The 18,065-nt window shown below is 57.9% G+C and carries 19 protein-coding genes; 5 read left to right on the top strand and 14 right to left on the bottom strand.

The genetic code is table 11. From position 1 onward, the window contains the following. Window positions 1-26: 26 nt before the first annotated feature. From GSQ81_RS07765 to GSQ81_RS07755, 3 genes are read left to right on the top strand one after another with little or no spacing between them, the layout of a single operon-like run. The gene (locus tag GSQ81_RS07765) at window positions 27-581 is read left to right on the top strand and encodes a DinB family protein (RefSeq protein WP_158910203.1); all 555 of its coding nucleotides are present in this window, start codon (window positions 27-29) and stop codon (window positions 579-581) included. A gap of 41 nt (window positions 582-622) precedes the next feature. Continuing rightward, a complete protein-coding gene (locus tag GSQ81_RS07760) occupies window positions 623-1,105 on the top strand; it encodes a GNAT family N-acetyltransferase (protein ID WP_216846398.1) in 483 nt (160 codons plus the stop codon). A 43-nt stretch (window positions 1,106-1,148) separates the two neighbouring features. Then, window positions 1,149-2,039 carry an undecaprenyl-diphosphate phosphatase gene (locus tag GSQ81_RS07755; protein ID WP_158910201.1) on the top strand — a complete coding sequence of 297 codons (891 nt, stop codon included), beginning with the start codon at window positions 1,149-1,151 and terminating at the stop codon, window positions 2,037-2,039. 73 nt (window positions 2,040-2,112) lie between these two features. Here the strand turns inward: GSQ81_RS07755 and GSQ81_RS07750 are convergent, their stop codons facing one another. The 13 genes from GSQ81_RS07750 to GSQ81_RS07690 all read right to left on the bottom strand — a co-directional run bounded on the left by GSQ81_RS07750 (window position 2,113) and on the right by GSQ81_RS07690 (window position 14,268). Continuing rightward, window positions 2,113-2,469, bottom strand: coding sequence for a DoxX family protein (locus tag GSQ81_RS07750; protein ID WP_158910200.1), 357 nt, complete (start codon window positions 2,467-2,469; stop codon window positions 2,113-2,115). Window positions 2,470-2,507: 38 nt separating this feature from the next. Then, complete coding sequence (locus GSQ81_RS07745) at window positions 2,508-3,359, bottom strand: 2,3,4,5-tetrahydropyridine-2,6-dicarboxylate N-succinyltransferase (RefSeq protein ID WP_158910199.1); 852 nt, start codon at window positions 3,357-3,359, stop codon at window positions 2,508-2,510. Window positions 3,360-3,398: 39 nt separating this feature from the next. Continuing rightward, window positions 3,399-4,319 carry a 4-hydroxy-tetrahydrodipicolinate synthase gene (gene dapA / locus GSQ81_RS07740; protein ID WP_174237951.1) on the bottom strand — a complete coding sequence of 307 codons (921 nt, stop codon included), beginning with the start codon at window positions 4,317-4,319 and terminating at the stop codon, window positions 3,399-3,401. Window positions 4,320-4,375: 56 nt separating this feature from the next. Then, window positions 4,376-5,641, bottom strand: coding sequence for an aminopeptidase (locus tag GSQ81_RS07735; RefSeq protein ID WP_158910198.1), 1,266 nt, complete (start codon window positions 5,639-5,641; stop codon window positions 4,376-4,378). A gap of 24 nt (window positions 5,642-5,665) precedes the next feature. After that, complete coding sequence (dapB, locus tag GSQ81_RS07730) at window positions 5,666-6,352, bottom strand: 4-hydroxy-tetrahydrodipicolinate reductase (RefSeq protein ID WP_158910197.1); 687 nt, start codon at window positions 6,350-6,352, stop codon at window positions 5,666-5,668. An 11-nt stretch (window positions 6,353-6,363) separates the two neighbouring features. Beyond that, window positions 6,364-7,797 carry a lysine-sensitive aspartokinase 3 gene (lysC, locus tag GSQ81_RS07725; RefSeq protein ID WP_371715228.1) on the bottom strand — a complete coding sequence of 478 codons (1,434 nt, stop codon included), beginning with the start codon at window positions 7,795-7,797 and terminating at the stop codon, window positions 6,364-6,366. Beyond that, the gene (asd, locus tag GSQ81_RS07720; RefSeq protein WP_158910196.1) at window positions 7,794-8,894 is read right to left on the bottom strand and encodes an aspartate-semialdehyde dehydrogenase; all 1,101 of its coding nucleotides are present in this window, start codon (window positions 8,892-8,894) and stop codon (window positions 7,794-7,796) included. Before asd ends, lysC begins: the two co-directional genes overlap by 4 nt. 112 nt (window positions 8,895-9,006) lie before the next feature. Further along, window positions 9,007-9,822 carry a carboxypeptidase regulatory-like domain-containing protein gene (locus tag GSQ81_RS07715; RefSeq protein ID WP_254060069.1) on the bottom strand — a complete coding sequence of 272 codons (816 nt, stop codon included), beginning with the start codon at window positions 9,820-9,822 and terminating at the stop codon, window positions 9,007-9,009. Between the two features lie 29 nt (window positions 9,823-9,851). Continuing rightward, the gene (locus GSQ81_RS07710) at window positions 9,852-10,892 is read right to left on the bottom strand and encodes an isocitrate/isopropylmalate dehydrogenase family protein (protein WP_158910195.1); all 1,041 of its coding nucleotides are present in this window, start codon (window positions 10,890-10,892) and stop codon (window positions 9,852-9,854) included. Window positions 10,893-10,903: 11 nt separating this feature from the next. Beyond that, the gene (nrdR, locus tag GSQ81_RS07705) at window positions 10,904-11,377 is read right to left on the bottom strand and encodes a transcriptional regulator NrdR (RefSeq protein ID WP_158910194.1); all 474 of its coding nucleotides are present in this window, start codon (window positions 11,375-11,377) and stop codon (window positions 10,904-10,906) included. Window positions 11,378-11,454: 77 nt separating this feature from the next. Further along, a complete protein-coding gene (locus GSQ81_RS07700; RefSeq protein ID WP_158910193.1) occupies window positions 11,455-12,513 on the bottom strand; it encodes a lysylphosphatidylglycerol synthase transmembrane domain-containing protein in 1,059 nt (352 codons plus the stop codon). 42 nt (window positions 12,514-12,555) lie between these two features. Beyond that, window positions 12,556-13,284: a lytic transglycosylase domain-containing protein gene (locus tag GSQ81_RS07695; RefSeq protein ID WP_158910192.1), complete on the bottom strand. Its 729-nt coding sequence runs from the start codon at window positions 13,282-13,284 to the stop codon at window positions 12,556-12,558. A 57-nt stretch (window positions 13,285-13,341) separates the two neighbouring features. Next, complete coding sequence (locus tag GSQ81_RS07690; RefSeq protein WP_158910191.1) at window positions 13,342-14,268, bottom strand: HAD-IIB family hydrolase; 927 nt, start codon at window positions 14,266-14,268, stop codon at window positions 13,342-13,344. A gap of 148 nt (window positions 14,269-14,416) precedes the next feature. Between GSQ81_RS07690 and GSQ81_RS07685 the strand changes: the two genes are divergently transcribed. Then, window positions 14,417-15,385: a pyridoxal-phosphate dependent enzyme gene (locus GSQ81_RS07685; protein WP_254060068.1), complete on the top strand. Its 969-nt coding sequence runs from the start codon at window positions 14,417-14,419 to the stop codon at window positions 15,383-15,385. Window positions 15,386-15,531: 146 nt separating this feature from the next. On the opposite strand, the gene GSQ81_RS07680 is transcribed toward GSQ81_RS07685, so the two are convergent. Further along, entirely contained in the window at window positions 15,532-16,242 is a 711-nt protein-coding gene (locus GSQ81_RS07680) for a hypothetical protein (RefSeq protein WP_158910189.1), read from the bottom strand. Between the two features lie 176 nt (window positions 16,243-16,418). Here GSQ81_RS07680 and GSQ81_RS07675 point away from each other — a divergent pair, with 176 nt between their 5' ends. Next, a complete protein-coding gene (locus tag GSQ81_RS07675) occupies window positions 16,419-18,023 on the top strand; it encodes an inorganic phosphate transporter (protein ID WP_158910188.1) in 1,605 nt (534 codons plus the stop codon). Window positions 18,024-18,065 lie beyond the last annotated feature (42 nt).

Genomic DNA, 18,065 nt, shown 5'->3' with positions numbered 1-18,065 from the left:
AGTGCAACCCATGTATCTATGGAGCCATGGCAAACCAGAACAAATGCAACCTGCCCGAGACCATCGCGGTCCTCACACGCACTCCCGCCGTGCTCGATGCGTTGTTGCGAGAGCTCCCCGATATCTGGGTGCGCCGTAACGAAGGAGAAGGGACCTGGAGTGCGTTCGATATCGTGGGCCATCTGGCCTTCGTCGAGCGCACTGACTGGATGATCAGAGTGCGTATCACGCTGGAGAGCGGCGAAGCCCGGCCATTCGATCCCCTTGACCGCTTTGCGCAGTTGAAGGCCAGCCAGGGCAAGTCGCTCGAACAGTTGCTCGACGATTTTGCCCGTCTGCGGAAGGAAAATCTGGCTTCGCTCGATGCCCTGAATTTGCAGCCCGAAGACCTGGCGCGCAGAGGAAGGCATCCGGCCTTTGGCCCGGTGACACTCTCAGAGCTTTTGTCGACCTGGGCCGTTCACGATCTCACCCATCTCCACCAACTCTCCCGCGTGATGGCCCACCAATATCGTGACGCAGTTGGTCCATGGAGTGCCTATCTGGGCGTCTTGCAGTGCACGGGCCACAGCGCTTCCTAACTGCTATTTAGCTATGTAAACATGGAATAATGAGCGATTCTTTGACTGACCGTCCTGATGCGACTCCTCGTAGTCCCTCTCTGATCGTGCGTCCCGTCTTGCTCGAAGACGCTCAAGCGATATCAGAGCTAAGCGCGCAGCTTGGCTATGACGTATCCAGCGAAGCAATCTCGCAACGCATCGTACAACTGTCCTCACACATCGGCAGTCATGCAGCATTTGTTGCCTGCCTGAAGATTGCCGGCAACACCGAGATCGCCGGCTGGATCGAAGTGACCCTTATGCATGAACTCCAATCGTGCTCGTTCGCACTCATCACCGGGCTCGTCGTCAGCGAAGCCCATCGGAGCCTCGGCATTGGCAAACGGCTCTGCGCCGAGGTCGAGTCATGGGGCAGGGAACAGGGAGTCACGAAGATTCGCGTCACCTCCCGCATCGCTCGCGAGGGAGCGCACCGATTCTATCTGCGCGAAGGTTTCGAGCGGATTAAAACCTGGGCAGTGTTCGAAAAGATGCTCTCGTAGGCACTCGCTGCTTTATCATCGAGACGCCATTTAGGATGGATCTATGCCAATTTTTCAAGTGATCATTCTTGCCATAGTGCAGGGTCTCGCCGAGCTTCTACCCGTCTCCAGCTCCGCCCACGTCGTCGTCGCGGAGAAGCTGCTGGGCCTCGACCCCTCCTCGCCGCCCATGACGCTGCTGTTGGTCATGCTGCACACCGGCACCATGTTCGCCGTGATCGTCTACTTCTGGAGCCAGTGGAAGCGGACCTACTTCTCCAGCTCCGACGCCTTCAAGCGCTTCGCCATCCGTGCCATCTGGGCCTCGATCCTGACCGCCATCATCGGCTATCCCATCATCAAAGTCATCGAGAAGACCGCCTTTGCCGGGGCGAGTAAGGGCGAGATCGAATCTCTCTTCGGGCGGCTCGATCTGGTCGCTCCCGCGCTTGCCGCAGCCGGCATCCTCATCCTTATCGCCGGACTGATTGAAAAGCGGCGCATGGGCGCGCACGAACAGGTCTACGGCGACAGCGTCACTATGCGACAGGCAGGCTGGATCGGTGCTGTACAGGGCCTCTGCCTGCCCTTTCGCGGTTTCTCCCGCTCGGGCGCGACCATCTCCACCGGCATGTTGACGGGAGCCAGCAAGGACCGGGCCGAGCGCTTCAGCTTCGCCCTCGCCGTCATCCTCACTCCCGCCGCCATCGGCAAAGAAGCCCTGCGGCTATTGAAGGCGACGCACGAAGCCGCTGCCAGCGGAAGGCCCATCGATCTACACAGCAGCGTGATCGCAAGCCTGCTGGGAATGGTCTTCGCCTTCCTCGCCGGCCTGGTTGCCTTGAAGTGGCTCAGCAGTTGGCTTGAACAGGGCCGCTGGTATCTCTTCGGGATCTATTGCCTCGTAGCTTCAGCCGTGGTTTTCTACCTCCACTACGGTCCCCGTCACCTGTAATCATCGCGGCTTACACTCAACCGGGTGCCCCATGTCCCGCTTCTGGGACATGGGTTTCAGCAGAGATATCAATCTAGCCTCGCGTATAGAGCCACGCCCAATATACAAGCGGAATCTGAAGTGGAATTCTGAGCCACTGAACCCAGCTCTGGCCTGCCAGGCCGGGCAGCGCGAGATGAGCCGTCGCCGTATAGATGTTGGCAGGCAGCACAGCGATCAACAGCGCCACGAGCCCCCAGGCGGCCAGATGGCGGGTCGGGGGAATCAGCAGCCCAATCCCACCCAATATCTCCGCCACCCCGCTGATGCCGACGAGCAACGACGGCGAAGGCAGATACGGCGGCATGATCCGAAGATAGGGCTGCGGCAGAACGAAATGCAGTATGCCGCTCAGCATAAAGAGCACAGCGAGGATGATTCGTCCGGTCATACAGATTCAACCTCGAACTGCATTTTCGAGCCTCGGTATTAGCGCAAAATATCCTCTAAGACCAGAGAGAGCTCGGTCTTTTCATCACGATACTTGACGATCACTGGAGCAGAGATGCTCAACCCCCACTCCTGCCCTTTTCCTTTGTTGACAGCGCGCGAACCCGGCACCACCACCGCCCCTTCTGGGATAATCAGCGGCATCTCAGCGGTCGCCTTATACACCTCTCCACGCACCAGATCGTAGACCGGAGTTCCACGCGTCAACACCGTGCCAGCCGCCAGAACCGCACGCTTCCGCACGACCGTACCCTCATAGACCCCGGTATTTCCGCCTACTAGCACACCATCCTCAATAATGACGGGGCTCGCGTTCACCGGCTCCAGCACGCCGCCGATCTGCGCTGCCGCGCTCAGATGCACCATCTTGCCAATCTGCGCGCAGCTCCCCACCAGCGCATGAGAGTCCACCATCGTCCCCTCATCTACATACGCTCCCACATTGATGTAAGCCGGGGGCATCAGGACGACCCCTTTAGAAACAAAGGCTCCCGCTCTGACACTGGAGCCGCCCGGAACCACCCGTACCCCGTCTTCCACGGCAAACCGTCGCGCCGGATAGGTCTCTTTGTCCACAAAAGAAAGTCCCTCGGTCGACCCCATCTCCACCAACGCTCCCAGTCGGAAACCAAGGAGGATACCTCTTTTGATCCACGCATTGACGCGCCAACCTAAAGGCGAATCATCCGGCTCTGCTGAGCGCAATTCACCCGCTTCGAGTCCACGCCGCAACTCAAGAAACGCGGCCTCAGCCTCTTTGTTCCCTACCGCAGCCGCACCCTGCGCAAACCAATGCTCAATCCGCTCCTGCAACGTTCCGTCCAGACTCACTTGTCACCTTTTTCTTAAAATGTTGATTGATATGAAGCTTTAGAACATTCGCAGATCTTCGCCGGTTCCCGGAACACCTACCAGAAGGCCAAGCTCTCCCACCATGCACTCCAGCTTGCGACGCGTAGCTGCAGAAACCGGCACCATGGGCAGCCGCAAAACATCTTCGCATCGCCCCAGTAGGGAGAGCACAGCCTTGATGGGCGCAGGATTGGCCTCCCAGAAGTGCGCCTGCATCAATTGGAAGAACTGTCGATTGATCCGCCGCGCGCCCACCCAATCGTTCTCCATGGCTGCCCCAATCATCCGCGACATCTGCCCCGGAATGGCATTGGAGGCCACCGAAATCAATCCGCTTCCGCCCAGGGAAATTACCGGCAACGCAATTCCATCATCTCCGGCAAAGACCTTAAAATTCCGCGGAGCCGTAGTTAGCAGCTCAGTAATTTGCGCCAGATTTCCGCTGGATTCCTTGATGCCAATGACGTTGGGCAACTCCGCTAACCTCAACACGGTAGCCGGCTCCAGATTCGCGCCCGTTCGCCCCGGAATGTTGTAGAGCAGGACTGGCAGGTCCACCGCTTCGGCGACTGCCCTGAAGTGTTGATACTGCCCCTCTTGTCCCGGGCGATTGTAATAAGGATTCGCCGTTAAGATTCCTGTGAGCCCATGAACCTGTGCCAGCTTCCGCGCCTTGGCTACAGCTTCATGGGTCGCATTATGCGTACACCCGGCAAACACCGGAACTCGTCCTGCCGTGGTCGCAACCACCAACTCGATGACGCGAAGCCACTCAGCTTCGGTCAGAGTCGAAGCCTCGCCGGTAGTGCCGCAGGGAACCAGAAAATCAATTCCGCTCTCGATCTGCCAGTTCACCAGCGCATGAAGCGCAGGCTCATCTACGCCGCCATCCTTGCGAAAAGGAGTGACCAGCGCCGTTCCACATCCCATCAGTTCCATAGTGGTTGCAGTTTACCTTGTCTTCGCTTGTGATTGCTGTTGTGAATGCGGGTTAACTACACCCACTCGCCCTTACGCATCAACGGTTCAGCCGTTCCATCCGCAGCGATGCCATCTACATCCATCGCCCCGGAACCGATCATCCAGTCCACATGGATCAGGCTGGCATTCGCGCCGCGCTTGGCCAGCTCTTCCGCGTCCATCTTTTCGCCGCCAATCAGGCAGGTCGAATACGCTTGTCCCAATGCAATGTGGCTTGCGGCATTTTCGTCGAACAAGGTGTTCCAGAAGAGCACACCGCTCTGCGCAATCGGCGAGGAATGAGGCACCAGCGCCACCTCTCCCAACCGCCTTGCGCCATCGTCCGTGCTGATCAACCGGTTGAGCACGTCCTCACCAGCCGTTGCGGTCGCTTCTACGATTTTTCCGCCGTCAAACCGCACCGTAATATTTTCAATCAGGGTGCCCTGATGCGAGAGCGGCTTCGACGCCCGCACCGTCCCATTCGCGCGATTCATGTGCGAAGTCGTGAAGCACTCCTCGGTAGGAATATTGGGCTGGCAATAGACGCCGTTTCCGGCGGTCGTTCCACCACCAGCCCAAAGATGATCGTCAGCCAGTCCAACAGTCAGGTCCGTTCCGGGCCCCTTGAAATGAAGGGCAGAGAAGCGTTTTGCATTCAGCAGATCGACGCGCTTCTTCAAGCGTTCGCCATGCTGCTGCCACTCGACGACCGGATCGTCCGCATTGATGCGCGAGGCAACAAAGATCGCCTCCCACAACTTAGCGACGGCGACATCTTCGGGATCATTCGGAAACACCAGCTTTGCCCACTCCGGCGTCGCATAGGCAATGATCGTCCAGTTGATCTCATGGCGGGTAATCAACTCCATCGCAGGCTTGCCTGCCTTTGAGGCCGCAACATTCGCCCGTGCCACCTTCGCCGGATCCTGCTTTGCCAGCAGCGCAGGATTCGCCCCCGCAATAGCTAGCCGTGCTGCTCCGCTTCGGAATCCCTCGGCTATGCCATCCTGCAACCACTTCGGCGCGTAGTCGAAGCTGGCATCAGGAGCATAGGCAAACCGGGCGAGCACCGACGGATCATCGCCATAAAATGTCGTCACCAGCAACGCGCCAGCTTTGTAAGCATGTTCTGTGATGCGCCGCACCAGCGGCAGCGCTTCCATGGGCGCAGACATGATGAGTTCCTGACCCGCGCGCAGCCCCAACCCAACCTTTACAGCTACTTCAGCCAGTCGGTCCAGCTTCTGGTCAAACGCTAAATCCGCAAACTTCGCTGTTACTGCTTCCATTGTGCTCATGGCATTCCCCGATTCGATGCAGACCTAAATCTGCGTATAAATATTTTGAAAGTCGTAGCAGCCTTTGCGAGACGAAAGCCACTCGGCTGCGCGCACTGCGCCTTCGGCGAATCCACGCCGCGAGAACGACTCGTGGGTCAGCGTAAGCCTGTCCGCATCGCTCTGCGCTACGAGAACATGGGTGCCGGGAGCATCGCCTTCGCGCTTCGATTCGATAGGAACTTTCTGGTAGCCCGAAGCCGTTTCTACGACTGTCGCCAGCGTGATCGCGGTTCCACTGGGCGAATCCAGTTTGGTGACGTGATGCGTTTCCTCAATCGAAAACTGGTACCCGGCATTCTTCAGTGACTCGCCTAGTTTTGCTGCCAACTGAAATAACACCTGAACGCCGATGGAAAAATTTGTCCCGTATAACAGACCCGCCTGCTTGCGGTCCGCAAGGGCCTTCATGTCGGGCAGTTTGTCATACCAGCCAGTTGTGCCGATCACCATCTTCGCGCCCGTCGCGAGGCAGGCACGCATGTTCTGCCCCACAGCTTCCGGCGCAGTAAAGTCAATGACAACATCGAACCCAGCAACAAAAGGTGGAGTCAGCGCGGATGCATTCGCATTTTCCTTGGCGTCCAGCACATGGACTCCGTGACCGCGTTCCGCTGCGATTGCGGCTACCAGTTTTCCCGTCTTGCCCTGTCCTAAGACCAATATCCGCATGTGTTCCTCTCTTACGCTTTGACTGCAACTGGAACACGAGCCGCCACATCAAAAACGGTCTCGTCCGGATCGGCGAAGAATTGCTTGTGCAGGCTGCGCACGGCCTCTTCGACATCTTCCTCGTCGATCATGAAGCTCATGTTGATCTCGCTTGCGCCCTGAGAGATCATTCGCACGTTGATGTGGCTGACCGCGCTGAAGACCTGTCCGGCGATGCCGTTGTGGCCGCGAATATCCTCGCCCACCAGGCATACCAGCGCCTTGCGGCCTTCGTATTTTACGTCTGCGATCCTGCCCAGCTCTTCGCAGATCTCCGGCAGCTTCTCATTCGAGTCCACCGTCAACGAGATGCTCACCTCGCTGGTCGAAACCATGTCAATCGCGCACTTGTACTTATCGAAGACGTCGAAGACGGCCTTGAGATATCCGTGCGACATCAACATCCGGCTGGCGACGACATCGATGATGGTCAGCCGTTTCTTCGCCGCAATGCTTTTGAAGGGACTGGCGCACTTCGGAGCCATGGCAGTGATCTTGGTGCCTTCGTTCTCGGCATTACGCGAGTTCAACACCCAGACGGGAATGCTCTTCTGGACGGCAGGAAGAATCGTGGCGGGATGCAACACCTTCGCCCCGAAGTAGGCCAGTTCCGCCGCCTCTTCAAAGCTGATCGTCTTGACGCGAAGCGCATCCGGGCAGATGCGAGGATCGGTCGTCATGATTCCATTGACGTCCGTCCAGATTTCGATGGCGCCTGCGTGCATTCCACCGCCAACCAGGGCAGCAGTGTAGTCGCTGCCGCCGCGTCCCAGCGTCGTCGTAATCCCCTCTGCGGTTGCTCCGATAAATCCGCCCATCACCGGGGTCTGTCCAGCTTGAATCAAGGGCAAGACCAGTTCCGTAAGCTTTGACTCAGTCGCGCCTTCCTGCGGTACGGCCTTTCCATAGTTGTCGTCGGTCACGATGCAGGTGCGGGCGTCGACATGCGCGCCCTGCAGGCCATGCTGCTCGAACGCTGCTGCGACCATGCGGCTCGATAACCGCTCGCCAAAACTCACTACAAGATCATTGGTGCGCGCCGTCAACTCACCTACCGCGGCAATACCGCGCAGCAGATCGTCCAGCGCGTCGAACTCATGGTTGACGGCCGGTTGCAACTGGACAAAGCGTTCGCCGTCCAATAGGTCAGCCGCCGTATCGATATGCCGGTGCCGCAACCTTGCGCTGATGGCCAGTGCGCCTGCCTTGTCGTCGCGTCCCGCTGCGGCAGCCGCAGCCAGCAGTTGGTCGGTGACCTTTGCCATTGCCGACACAACGACGACAGCTTCCAACCCACGCTCCCGGCGTCCACGAACAATTGCCGCGGTCCGCTCAATTGCCTTCGCGTCCTCGACTGATGTTCCGCCGAACTTCATCACTACCAGTTGTTCGCGTACTGTACTCAAGCCGTCACCGCCACAGCAGCCACGCTTAACTTATCCAACTTGCCCAGCAACGCCAGAACTTCTGCATTCAACACGGCGGCTCCTGCCGCTCCGCGAATCGTATTGTGCGAGAGCACGACGAACTTCCAATCCAGCAGGCTACACTCGCGCAGGCGGCCAACGGTTGCGGTCATGCCGTTGCCGCGCATCCTGTCCAGTCGGGGCTGCGGGCGGTCAGCCGCAGAGTCGTACTCCACCGGCTGAGATGGGGCGGTCGGCAGATGCTGTCCTTCCAGAGGAAGGAACTCGCTCCACGCCGCCAGAATCTCTTCCCGCGTGGCCTTTTTTCGCAGCTTGATGCTAACGCACTCTGTATGCCCGTCTTCGACCGCAACGCGGTTGCAGTGGGCGCTTATCTTAGCGTCCAGCATGTCGACTTTTTTGCCGCTCAGTGTGCCAAGCAGCTTGCCGACCTCTTCCTGCATCTTCTCTTCTTCGTTTTTGATGAATGGCACCACATTGCCCATGATGTCCAGCGAAGGCACGCCGGGATATCCCGCGCCGCTCACCGCCTGCATCGTAGCCACAAAGACACTCTCAACACCGAACCGCTCTTCGAGCGGCTTCAGCGCCATGACCAGGCCGATCGTGCTGCAGTTTGGATTGGTGACAATATAGCCGCCCTTGCCGCCATTTTCCTTGCGCGAAGCCTGCGCTTCAATCAAAGCCAGATGGTCCGAGTTGACCTCAGGAACTACCAGCGGCACATCCGGAGTCATGCGGAATGCGCTGGAGTTCGAGATAACGGCGCAGCCCACGGCGGCAAACTTCGGCTCCAACTCTCGCGCAATGTCTGCGTCGAGCGCGGCGAAGATAATCTTCGGCAGCTCTCCCACCGTACCTTCGGGCACGTTCGGCTGCATCGTCATCGCGGCAATGTGTTTGGGCAGCGGGGTGTCCAGCTTCCAGCGGCAGGCTTCGCCATACGTTTTGCCAGCGCTGCGATCGCTCGCCGCCAGCCACGCAATCTCAAACCACGGATGATTGCTCAATAATTGAATAAATCGCTGCCCGACCATACCGGTCGCGCCCAAAATTCCGACCTTGCGCCGTTCCATATATTCAAGAATAACGCGGCGCGGCCACTACCGTCACCGGACATTGGCTGTTCACCGCCCTTTAGTCGCATTTTGGGAGGATCAGGCTGCGAGACAGGTCAGTTACCCTATTCTATTTCTTGATCGAATAGCTAAAATTCGCTGTTTCCGTTACATGGGGCCTAACCGTAACGGTCATGGTCTGCTCCCCCATCTTCTCGTGCACCGCCGCGAGAGTATAGGTTCCCGCTGGCAAGCCTTTGATCTCAAAGTGACCATTCGCGTCGGTTACGGCGAAAAACGGTGTGACGGAGACGTTGATAAATGCATTCATCCAGGGATGGTTGTTGCACCGCACCGGCATCATGATCTCAGGCTCGGCGAAGCTCTTCACCTCGGGTGCGCCCTTGGGCCCCTGAGAGATATCAATCTCTTTATTAGTTCCCGCTTCTGGGATGGTGTGAATGTTATGCATGGTTCCGTCTGAATTACGGAATTCGACCGATCCTCCTCGCATCACAGCGATCACATGAGGAACGTATTTGCAGCCAATCTGATCCAGCACGACAGGAGCTACGGAGGTGGCAGGGGCAGACATCGCTGCCGGAGGGCCGCTCTTGATGTAGATGTAGACATTCGCCAGCTTGCCGTCATGAACGACATACTGCTCGGCGAAGTTGTCGCCGCCCATCATGGAACATACCGGATCCTGGCTCATGTCGATGCTGATACGCTCGGGAGCCTTGCCCGCGAAGTGTACTGTTCCACTGACTGTCCCCAGCGTTGTAGGATCAAGCGGCACGGCCGGTTGTGCAGGAGCAGGCGTTGCATTTGTCTGAGCAGTCTCCGGACTCGTTTGAGCCGGTGTATTCGGCTTGCAGCCTGTAAATCCGACCACCATGCCACTCATCACGATTCCAGCCGCCAGCCAACCCAACTTCTGCTTCATGCCAACCTCGCTCTTGTAAGTAGCTTCTTTTACGCCGATACTGTCTGCGGCATCTCCATCGCCTGCAACACCGCATCCGCAAACGCCTTGGTACCGCTTGTTCCGCCGACATCTTTCGTCAACGTCTTGCCTTCCCAATAGACCTGCTCCAGCGCGTCCTGTACGCGAATTGCCGCCGCGCTTTCGCCGATGTGATGCAGCATCAGAACCGCACTTTGCAGCAATGCCGTCGGGTTTGCCATGTCTTTTCCGGCGATGTCCGGGGCTGAGCCGTGTACCGCCTCAAAGATGGCGCACTCCGTCCCGAGATTCGCACCGGGCACCAGGCCGAGGCCGCCTACAAACGCGCTGCACAGGTCGCTCAAGATATCGCCGTACAAATTTTCTGTCAGCAGGATGTCGTACTGGTAAGGGTTCATCACCAGTTGCATGCAGGTGTTGTCCACAATGTGCTCCGCATAGCTAACCTCAGGAAAGCCCTCGGCAACCGTCCGGCAGCACTGGAGAAACAGGCCATCCGACAGCTTCATGATGTTCGCCTTGTGGATAGCGTGGACCTTCTTCCGGTTATGCTTCCTCGCGTAGTCGAAGGCAAACTTGGCGATCCGCGTCGAGCCTTTCTCGGTAATGATCTTCAGCGCCTGTACTACTCCCGGGACCACCACATGCTCGAGTCCGGCATACAGGTCTTCCATGTTTTCCCGCACGATGATCAGATCGATGTTGGGATAATTAGTCTTCAAGCCGGGAAGACTCTTGACCGGCCTGAAGTTGGCAAACAATTCGAATTTCTGGCGCAAGGTTACATTGATCGAAGCAAAACCACCGCCGATTGGCGTCGTCACCGGACCTTTTAATGCCACCCGATTTTCTTCGATCGAGTCATAGAGCGCCTTCGGAATGTACTCCCCAGTCGTCTCGAACGCCTCTGCTCCAGCAGCATGGGGGTGCCATTCAAATGCCACCCCCGTAGCTGCCCCTGCCGCCTCGACGATCTTTACCACCGCGCCTGAGACCTCCGGGCCAATGCCATCGCCCGGAATCAACGTAATCTTATGAGTTTTCGCCATACGTCCTTCTGCTATCGCCGTTTCTTCTGATCTTTACCGTTCAACAGCTCTTCCAACTCTGCCTTGAACTCACTCACGTCTTTAAAATCCCGATAGACACTGGCGAAGCGGATATACGCTACCGTGTCGATGTCTTTCAGCCGCATCATGATCTGTTCGCCTACCTCGCTGGTCGAACGCTCGCGCTCAGGCGAGTCCACCACATAGGCCTCTGTCTCATCCACGATCTGCTCAAGCTTTACCGCGGAGACAGGGCGTTTCTCGCACGCATGAAGCAGCCCGCTCAACACTTTCTGGCGGTCGAACTTCTCGCGGCGGCCGTCCTTCTTCACCACCATGTAGGGGATTTCGTCGATCCGCTCGTAGGTGGTAAACCGCTTGTGGCAGCCTTCACACTCGCGTCGGCGGCGGATGGAGTCCGCGTCTTTACTCTCTCGTGAATCAACAACTCGATCCTGGGCAAAACCACAGTAGGGACACTTCATCGGAATACTTCGATTCTAGCAGTGGAGTCCACCATGGCAGCGCTATCACCGATCACGCAGCGAGTCAGAGCCGAATGTTAGTTGCCGGTCTCCGTGACAGCTTCAGGTGCATGTCCGGCAGCTTCGCTCTCACTTGCGATCTTCTTCAGGCTTACATGCTCCACTCGCGAGTACACCAGCCCCGTAGGAATGATGCAGAGGAAGGTTACCAGCAGCAACAACGCTCCACATGCCGTTGCAGCCTCAATCGGAGCGCCATAGAACGCATGCATCGCCGCTGCTGTCACGGCAATCTGGGTAAACCACCCGATGATCGGAAGCTGCAGCAGCGAACCGCCAATACTCGCCGCCATCAACAGCATCGTCCGTGAGAAGGTAAGCCCGGCCAATTCGGGTGTCTGCGCAAACGCATGCGCGGTTTGCATATATGCCGACCCGATCATTCCCCACATCGTTAGGGAGAGCAGAACCGCTATGCCGAAATCGCGCTTCGACGACAGCGCATTCAGTCCATCGCGAAATCCAATAATCTTTGTGGCGATACTCTCCCCAACCGGTTTTGAGAGCCGTCCCAGCGTCGCTCGCGCAAACCCCGCGACGACGCCTCCAGCCACTCGCACGACCCCTGCAAAGACAGCAATCACCAGCGTCAGCGCGAGACTCAACTCACCGGCGCGCACAAAAACTTCATGATGGGGGAGATCTTTGGGCGTAAAAGCCAGCGCGCTCGAAAAGATGATTGCCGCTGCCCCAAGATCGAACATCCGCTCAATCGTATACACCGCAACCTGCGAGCTTAGGGGCAGCGCAACACGCCTAGACACAAGGTAGGGCCGTGTCAGGTCAGCGAGACGACCAAAGAGTGCCACAGCCGTAAACCCGATAAACTGCGATCCCAGCAGGGAGTGAGCGGGAATTTTTTTGGTGGGTGATAGAAAGACTGCCCAGCGTACCGAACGAAGCCAGTAGGTGGCATAGATGAGCGCAATGCCTGCCCAGATATGGATCCACTCCACATGCTTCAACTGCTGCCAGAACATCTTCCAGTCGAAGTGCACCTTGTCACGGAACAGGAAGACGATGACCGCAAGCACGACAACGACTGCGATCCACACGATTCCACTACGCTTTTTCATCGTCTGCTCTCTCTGGCTGATTGAGTAAGTATTTCCGGTGCTCTACCGCGACTGTGCGACAAGTTCCATCTGCTTTCGCCGGTTGAACTCGCGGATGACCCGCGCAACGTATTCCTTGGTCTCGCGGTAGGGGGGAACTCCATGGTAGCGGTCTACCGCCGCAGGCCCGGCGTTATAAGCGGCCAGCGCCAGCACGATATTGTCGCGATATCGGGTGAGCAGCTCATCTAAATATGCCGTTCCTCCCGCGATGTTCTGGTCCGGACGGAAGGCATCCTGTACGCCCATCTCGGTGGCCGTCGATGGCATCAACTGCATCAGGCCTCGCGCCCCTGTCCGCGATACAGCTCGTACCTGCCCGCCGCTCTCGGCCTTCATCACGCTGGCTAGAAGGTCCGTGTCGATATCGTGAGAAGCTCCAGAGTGAGCAAGCATCTCGTGTATCTCAGCCTTTGTCGGTGCACTCGCTGTGATCGTTGAAGCAGTTTTTGATGTGGCGATCGATTGAGGCACATCGGCAACCGTCTCTACATGAACAATCGCATCCGCCGAAACTTCAAGATAATTGGCGGCATTGGCAGCCGAATCCGATACTGCCGTAGCTTTCTCGGGAAGATAAAGCCGAACCTTATTGCCAACGGCCTCACGGCGAACACAATCCAGCTCAAACCCGTTTCGCAGGGTGATGTGTTCCATCGCATGGATCAGTGGACAGACCGTCCAGACGACCGCCAGCATCACCAACCCGCGTTGAAGTAAATTTCGCCGCATCACCTAAAAGCCTATCATCGGCCAACCGCCGTTCGGCGATGGGCAACTCCTGAATGCTCAAGCCTCGGCCAGAACCGCTTCGATTGCGTGTGCCACCCCGTCCTCATCGTGCCTCCGGCCCACGGCCCATCCCCGCTCGAGCGCTGCCTGCTTCAAATCATCGGGAGCGTTGCCCATCAGCAATCTATGCCCAGTCACCTCGAGCATGGAAACGTCATTCCAGTTGTCCCCGATCGCCAGGATCTCCTCTGCCTTCAGTCCCCGACTTGCCACCAGTCGCAGCAACGCCGACCCCTTGCTGCATCCGGCTGGCAGAATGTCCACGATGCATAGATTTCGTTCGGGATACTCCGTCCGATTCAGTGAGATTTCAGCGAGAGTGTGTTCCTGGGGATTTACGCCCACGGCAGAGACACCAGGATGCTCCAGCAGACGTGCCTCTGCCCGCCTCATCCGTTCTATCGTGCCGCACAGCATCATCTGGATAGGGGATTCGTCTTCGAGCGCCTTCTCAATTGGCACAACATGTGCGATATAGGGTTCATTGGCGGCCATCCATTTGCCAATGCTTCCGTGCAACTCCTCTAAGTGCTCTACGACCAGAGCGCCCCGCGAATCTTCACCATCTGGACCGACCATGTCGAAGGTGATGACGAGCGCGTTGCGAAATTCGTCGATATGGCTGCACAGCCAACGTGCGGTGTGCGGCTGCATTAGGTTTCGCTCCAAAAGCCTAGCTCCGATGGTCCGAGTGACGGTGCCGTTGGAGCTGATTACGGCGTTCTCTTCTCTGAGGCCAAGTCCTCGCAGTTGACGCATGGCATAGCAGTGGCGGCGGCCAGTAGCGACGACGACCTCGATACCGGCCTTTTCTGCCGCCTGCAATGCAGTGAGGTTACGAGGGCTTACGTGGCCCTCGGGCCCGAGCAGCGTGCCGTCCATATCGACCGCAATCATGCGGACGGGGTGGCTCTTATTTGGCATTGCTTCACCTTATAGGGAATCTATTACCATCGTATCCATGCCTCGCATCTCCTCGCTTGAGTGCTCCCACTGCCGTCAACGTCTTAGTGCTGATTCTGCGCAGACAATTTGTTCAGCCTGTGGCGGCTTCCTCTTTGTTCGCTACGATATGGAGGAGATCAAGCGCTCTGCGAAGCGGCCTGACGGCGGCGATGCCGAGGTAGAAGTCCGGCGTTACGCTGCGGTCCTGCCGGAGTTTCCTCCGGTCAGTCTGGGTGAAGGTTGGACGCCTTTGCTCCGGAGTCGGCAGTTTTCGGGGCTTTTTGTGAAGGATGAGGGACGGAACCCCACGGGCTCATTTGAAGACCGTGGCATGGGGCTTGCAGTCGCAGCGGCAAAACACTATGGGGTTCAACAACTTAGCATTGCTTCGCAGGGCGAAAATGCAGCAGCGTTGGCTGCTTATGCAACTGCGGCTGGGATCGTGGCGCGTGTTTTTTTGCCGCACGATGTTGCGACGTCGAACTATCTGGAGTGTGCAGCTTTTGGTGCGGAAGTCACTCTGGTCGACGGACTGATCGGGGACTGTGAACGGGTGAGGGAAGAACAAGCAGGGGCTTCCCTTGATGTCTCAGAGTTCAAAGAGCCTTTTCGCCTGGAGGGTGTGAAGACGATGGGGTATGAGCTGGTGGAGCAGATGGGGTGGGAGTATCCGGAGGCTGTCTTTTGCCCAACCGGTATAGGGGTTTTGGCGATCTGGAAGGCGTTTGAGGAGATGGAGCAACTTGGGTGGGTGGCGGGGCGACGCCCTCGGATCTATGTGGGGAGCGGTGATATCAATTCCTTTATAATGAGTATTATAGACGGATCGGGTGGGCGAGCAGTGGAGCGGGGCGATGCCCTGGCCAGCCTGCTGGATTGGGCGAAGCAAGAGGGTCTGCTGCTTTCGCCAGAGGGGGCGGCTGGCGTGGGAGCCTATCGGGCTCTGCTGGCTTCCGGAGAGTTATCGGCGGGCGATAGGGTGGTTTTGATCAATGGCAGCGCGGGTGTGAAGCATGCCGAAGCCATGGCCAGGGCGCTGCGCCTGCGGCCTTCGCTGCCTACGAGTTTGCCGGTGGGCGGAATTATTACCCCTTAGTAGCCTGTCAATTGCTTGACGATGGCTTTCCATCCCCAGACTTCATCTGTCTTCTGTTGTGCCTATTTTGCATTGATTTGTGTCTGATCTGCATCCATTGAAGAGGTCTACGGTAATGGCATGGCAGTGGGATGGCTGGGTGTGGGCTATGGGGATGGAGCAAGGGCGAAGGCGAAGACGGTTCCGCCGGGGATGTGCACGTTATGGCCAGCGGCGGTGAAGGAACCAGATTCGGGCTTCCGAATATCGCTGGCGAAGCTGACGCCGGGGATGGCGTTCGGCTGCGAGAAGACTCCGGTTGGCGGTGGCACGGCGGCAGGTGTGTCGCGGTGGTGTTTTGGCAACCCGGCTATCTCTGAGCCCTGATAGCCCTGAGAGGGCGGTGTGCCACTCATTCCGGCGCCTACCCCTACGCCGGGCGTGGTTCTATCGGCGGGCGCGGAGACTTCGGTCGGATTGAGGAGGCTAGGGGGCTGGCCTATCCAGAGAATCGTCGCCTTGACGGAGATTTGACGGCCATCTTTGAAGAGCACCTTATCGAAGGTGACGGTGATGGCGGAGTCGCTCTTGTCGGTTGACGGTTGAACCGTATCGACGTGGCCCAGCAGTTTGCTGCTGGTCTCGAGGTCGACGCCGTCGGCGAGGTGGAGCTTCGCCTCTGGTCTGGCAGAGACCGGGTCACCTTCTTTTACTCTTTGGGTATCGAGAGTTTTGTTCAGTGTGGCGCGGATTCCAACCAGACGGATGGGAGCAGCTGTGCTGGGGGCCGCCTGGGCCGCAGCCATTGTGGTGAATGCGAGGCAGATGGCGAGATGCTTCAGAATGGCTGCTTTGCCAAGGCTTGGGGCGACTGACATTTTGCTGCTTACTCCGATCGGTATCGTCTTTTTTGTGCGCGTCCATCATAGCCTGCGCCTTCCGATAGAACGGACTGATAATCGCTCATCTTTAACGCGGTTGTAACGCAGGGTTCGCATTTCTTCCCTATCGTTCACATTACCTCCCCCATTTCGCGCGCTAAGGTGACTTGCTTATGGCTACACCCGCTGTACTGCCCCCGAGTTCCGTACTTGACGAAAAGCTGAAGAAATCTTCCCCTGGAAAAATCGGCATCATCATCTTTTCGCTGATGCTGGTTGGGGGGCTTGGCTACATCATCAGTAAGCTGGCCAGCGATCTTTCGGTGGTCCACACTGCGAGCGTCTTTCCCTATTTTCTGCTCGGATTGGCTCTGTTGATTGCCCTTGGCTTCGAGTTCGTCAATGGTTTTCACGACACGGCGAATGCAGTCGCGACGGTGATCTATACGCACTCGCTGGAGCCGCACTTCGCGGTGGCGTGGTCTGGACTGTGGAACTTTGTGGGCGTGCTGACCAGCTCGGGCGCGGTTGCCTTTGCCGTGATCTCATTGCTGCCGGTGGAGCTGATCCTGAAGGTGAGCAAGGGGTCGGGCTTCGCCATGGTCTTCGCCCTTCTGGTAGCGGCGATCATCTGGAACCTGGCTACGTGGTATCGCGGCCTGCCTGCTTCGAGCTCGCACACCATGATCGGCTCAATTCTAGGAGTGGGCTTTGCCAACCAGTTGATGAACGGCGTCAATGGAACCAGCGGCGTTGACTGGGGACAGGCGACGAAGGTGTTCAAAGCGCTGCTGTTCTCTCCGCTGGTGGGGTTTGTAATGGCCGCGCTGGTGTTTCTGCTCTTCAAGTTTGTGATGCGCGATCCGCGGCTGTATGAGGCTCCGAAAGGCACGGAGCCGCCGCCGCTCTACATTCGCGCGCTGCTGATCCTTACCTGTACGGGCGTCAGCTTCGCACACGGCTCCAACGATGGTCAGAAGGGTATGGGGCTGATCATGCTGATTCTGGTGGGTACAGTGCCGACGGCTTATGCACTGAACCACGCTGTAGGGGCGCGGCAGACCCAGACGTTTGCGGCGGTCTCGCAGCAGGTGGTCAGTACCGTAGAAAACTATGTCACTCCGGGAACCGTGATCGCCGATAGCGGGGCAGAACTGGAGCGTTTTGTCAGCTCGCACCAGTTTCAGCCGTCTACGATGCTCGCGCTGCAGCAGATGGTAGGCGACATTCGCAACGAGGCGGTTGGGTATGGATCGCTGGGCAAGGTTCCAGCAGCGATGCAGGCCAACGTGCGCAACCAGATGTATCTGACCAGCGAGACATTACGCCTGCTGCCGAAGTACGGACCCAAGGTCAGCGGCAACGACCAGAAGGTGCTCGATAACTACAAGGGCTTTCTCGATATCTCGACCAAGTTCATTCCTACCTGGGTCAAGGTAGCCGTAGCGCTGGCTCTTGGACTGGGAACCATGGTGGGGTGGAAGCGCATCGTCGTTACCGTTGGCGAGAAGATCGGCAAGACCCACCTGACCTATGCACAGGGAGCGAGTGCCGAACTGGTTGCCATGGTCACGATTCTGGCTGCCGATGGGTATGGGCTGCCAGTCAGTACAACGCATGTGCTGTCTTCAGGCGTGGCCGGAACCATGGCGGCGAACAGGAGCGGGCTGCAGATGTCCACGATTCGGGATATTGCGCTGGCGTGGGTCTTCACGCTGCCGGCAGCGGCGGTTCTATCGGGAGCGCTCTACTGGTTGTTCAGCAGCTTCACGAAGTAGATACCAAACAAAGAGCCCCGGCTGGTTGGCCGGGGCTTTTAT

Source organism: Granulicella sp. L56, from assembly GCF_009765835.1.
Lineage (GTDB): Bacteria > Acidobacteriota > Terriglobia > Terriglobales > Acidobacteriaceae > Edaphobacter.
The sequence above is the reverse complement of the archived record's forward strand: the minus strand, read 5'-3'. Positions and strand labels throughout refer to the sequence as shown.

What these genes read in the sequence shown, in the direction of transcription:
- GSQ81_RS07695 (WP_158910192.1), bottom strand. Translation starts at nt 13,284, where the DNA reads ATGCGGCGAAATTTACTTCAACGCGGGTTGGTGATGCTGGCGGTCGTC.
- GSQ81_RS07765 (WP_158910203.1), top strand. Translation starts at nt 27, where the DNA reads ATGGCAAACCAGAACAAATGCAACCTGCCCGAGACCATCGCGGTCCTC.
- GSQ81_RS07715 (WP_254060069.1), bottom strand. Translation starts at nt 9,822, where the DNA reads ATGAAGCAGAAGTTGGGTTGGCTGGCGGCTGGAATCGTGATGAGTGGC.
- GSQ81_RS07755 (WP_158910201.1), top strand. Translation starts at nt 1,149, where the DNA reads ATGCCAATTTTTCAAGTGATCATTCTTGCCATAGTGCAGGGTCTCGCC.
- nrdR (WP_158910194.1), bottom strand. Translation starts at nt 11,377, where the DNA reads ATGAAGTGTCCCTACTGTGGTTTTGCCCAGGATCGAGTTGTTGATTCA.
- GSQ81_RS07710 (WP_158910195.1), bottom strand. Translation starts at nt 10,892, where the DNA reads ATGGCGAAAACTCATAAGATTACGTTGATTCCGGGCGATGGCATTGGC.
- GSQ81_RS07750 (WP_158910200.1), bottom strand. Translation starts at nt 2,469, where the DNA reads ATGACCGGACGAATCATCCTCGCTGTGCTCTTTATGCTGAGCGGCATA.
- asd (WP_158910196.1), bottom strand. Translation starts at nt 8,894, where the DNA reads ATGGAACGGCGCAAGGTCGGAATTTTGGGCGCGACCGGTATGGTCGGG.
- GSQ81_RS07735 (WP_158910198.1), bottom strand. Translation starts at nt 5,641, where the DNA reads ATGAGCACAATGGAAGCAGTAACAGCGAAGTTTGCGGATTTAGCGTTT.
- GSQ81_RS07685 (WP_254060068.1), top strand. Translation starts at nt 14,417, where the DNA reads ATGGAGGAGATCAAGCGCTCTGCGAAGCGGCCTGACGGCGGCGATGCC.
- GSQ81_RS07700 (WP_158910193.1), bottom strand. Translation starts at nt 12,513, where the DNA reads ATGAAAAAGCGTAGTGGAATCGTGTGGATCGCAGTCGTTGTCGTGCTT.
- GSQ81_RS07680 (WP_158910189.1), bottom strand. Translation starts at nt 16,242, where the DNA reads ATGTCAGTCGCCCCAAGCCTTGGCAAAGCAGCCATTCTGAAGCATCTC.
- GSQ81_RS07675 (WP_158910188.1), top strand. Translation starts at nt 16,419, where the DNA reads ATGGCTACACCCGCTGTACTGCCCCCGAGTTCCGTACTTGACGAAAAG.
- GSQ81_RS07690 (WP_158910191.1), bottom strand. Translation starts at nt 14,268, where the DNA reads ATGCCAAATAAGAGCCACCCCGTCCGCATGATTGCGGTCGATATGGAC.
- dapB (WP_158910197.1), bottom strand. Translation starts at nt 6,352, where the DNA reads ATGCGGATATTGGTCTTAGGACAGGGCAAGACGGGAAAACTGGTAGCC.
- dapA (WP_174237951.1), bottom strand. Translation starts at nt 4,319, where the DNA reads ATGGAACTGATGGGATGTGGAACGGCGCTGGTCACTCCTTTTCGCAAG.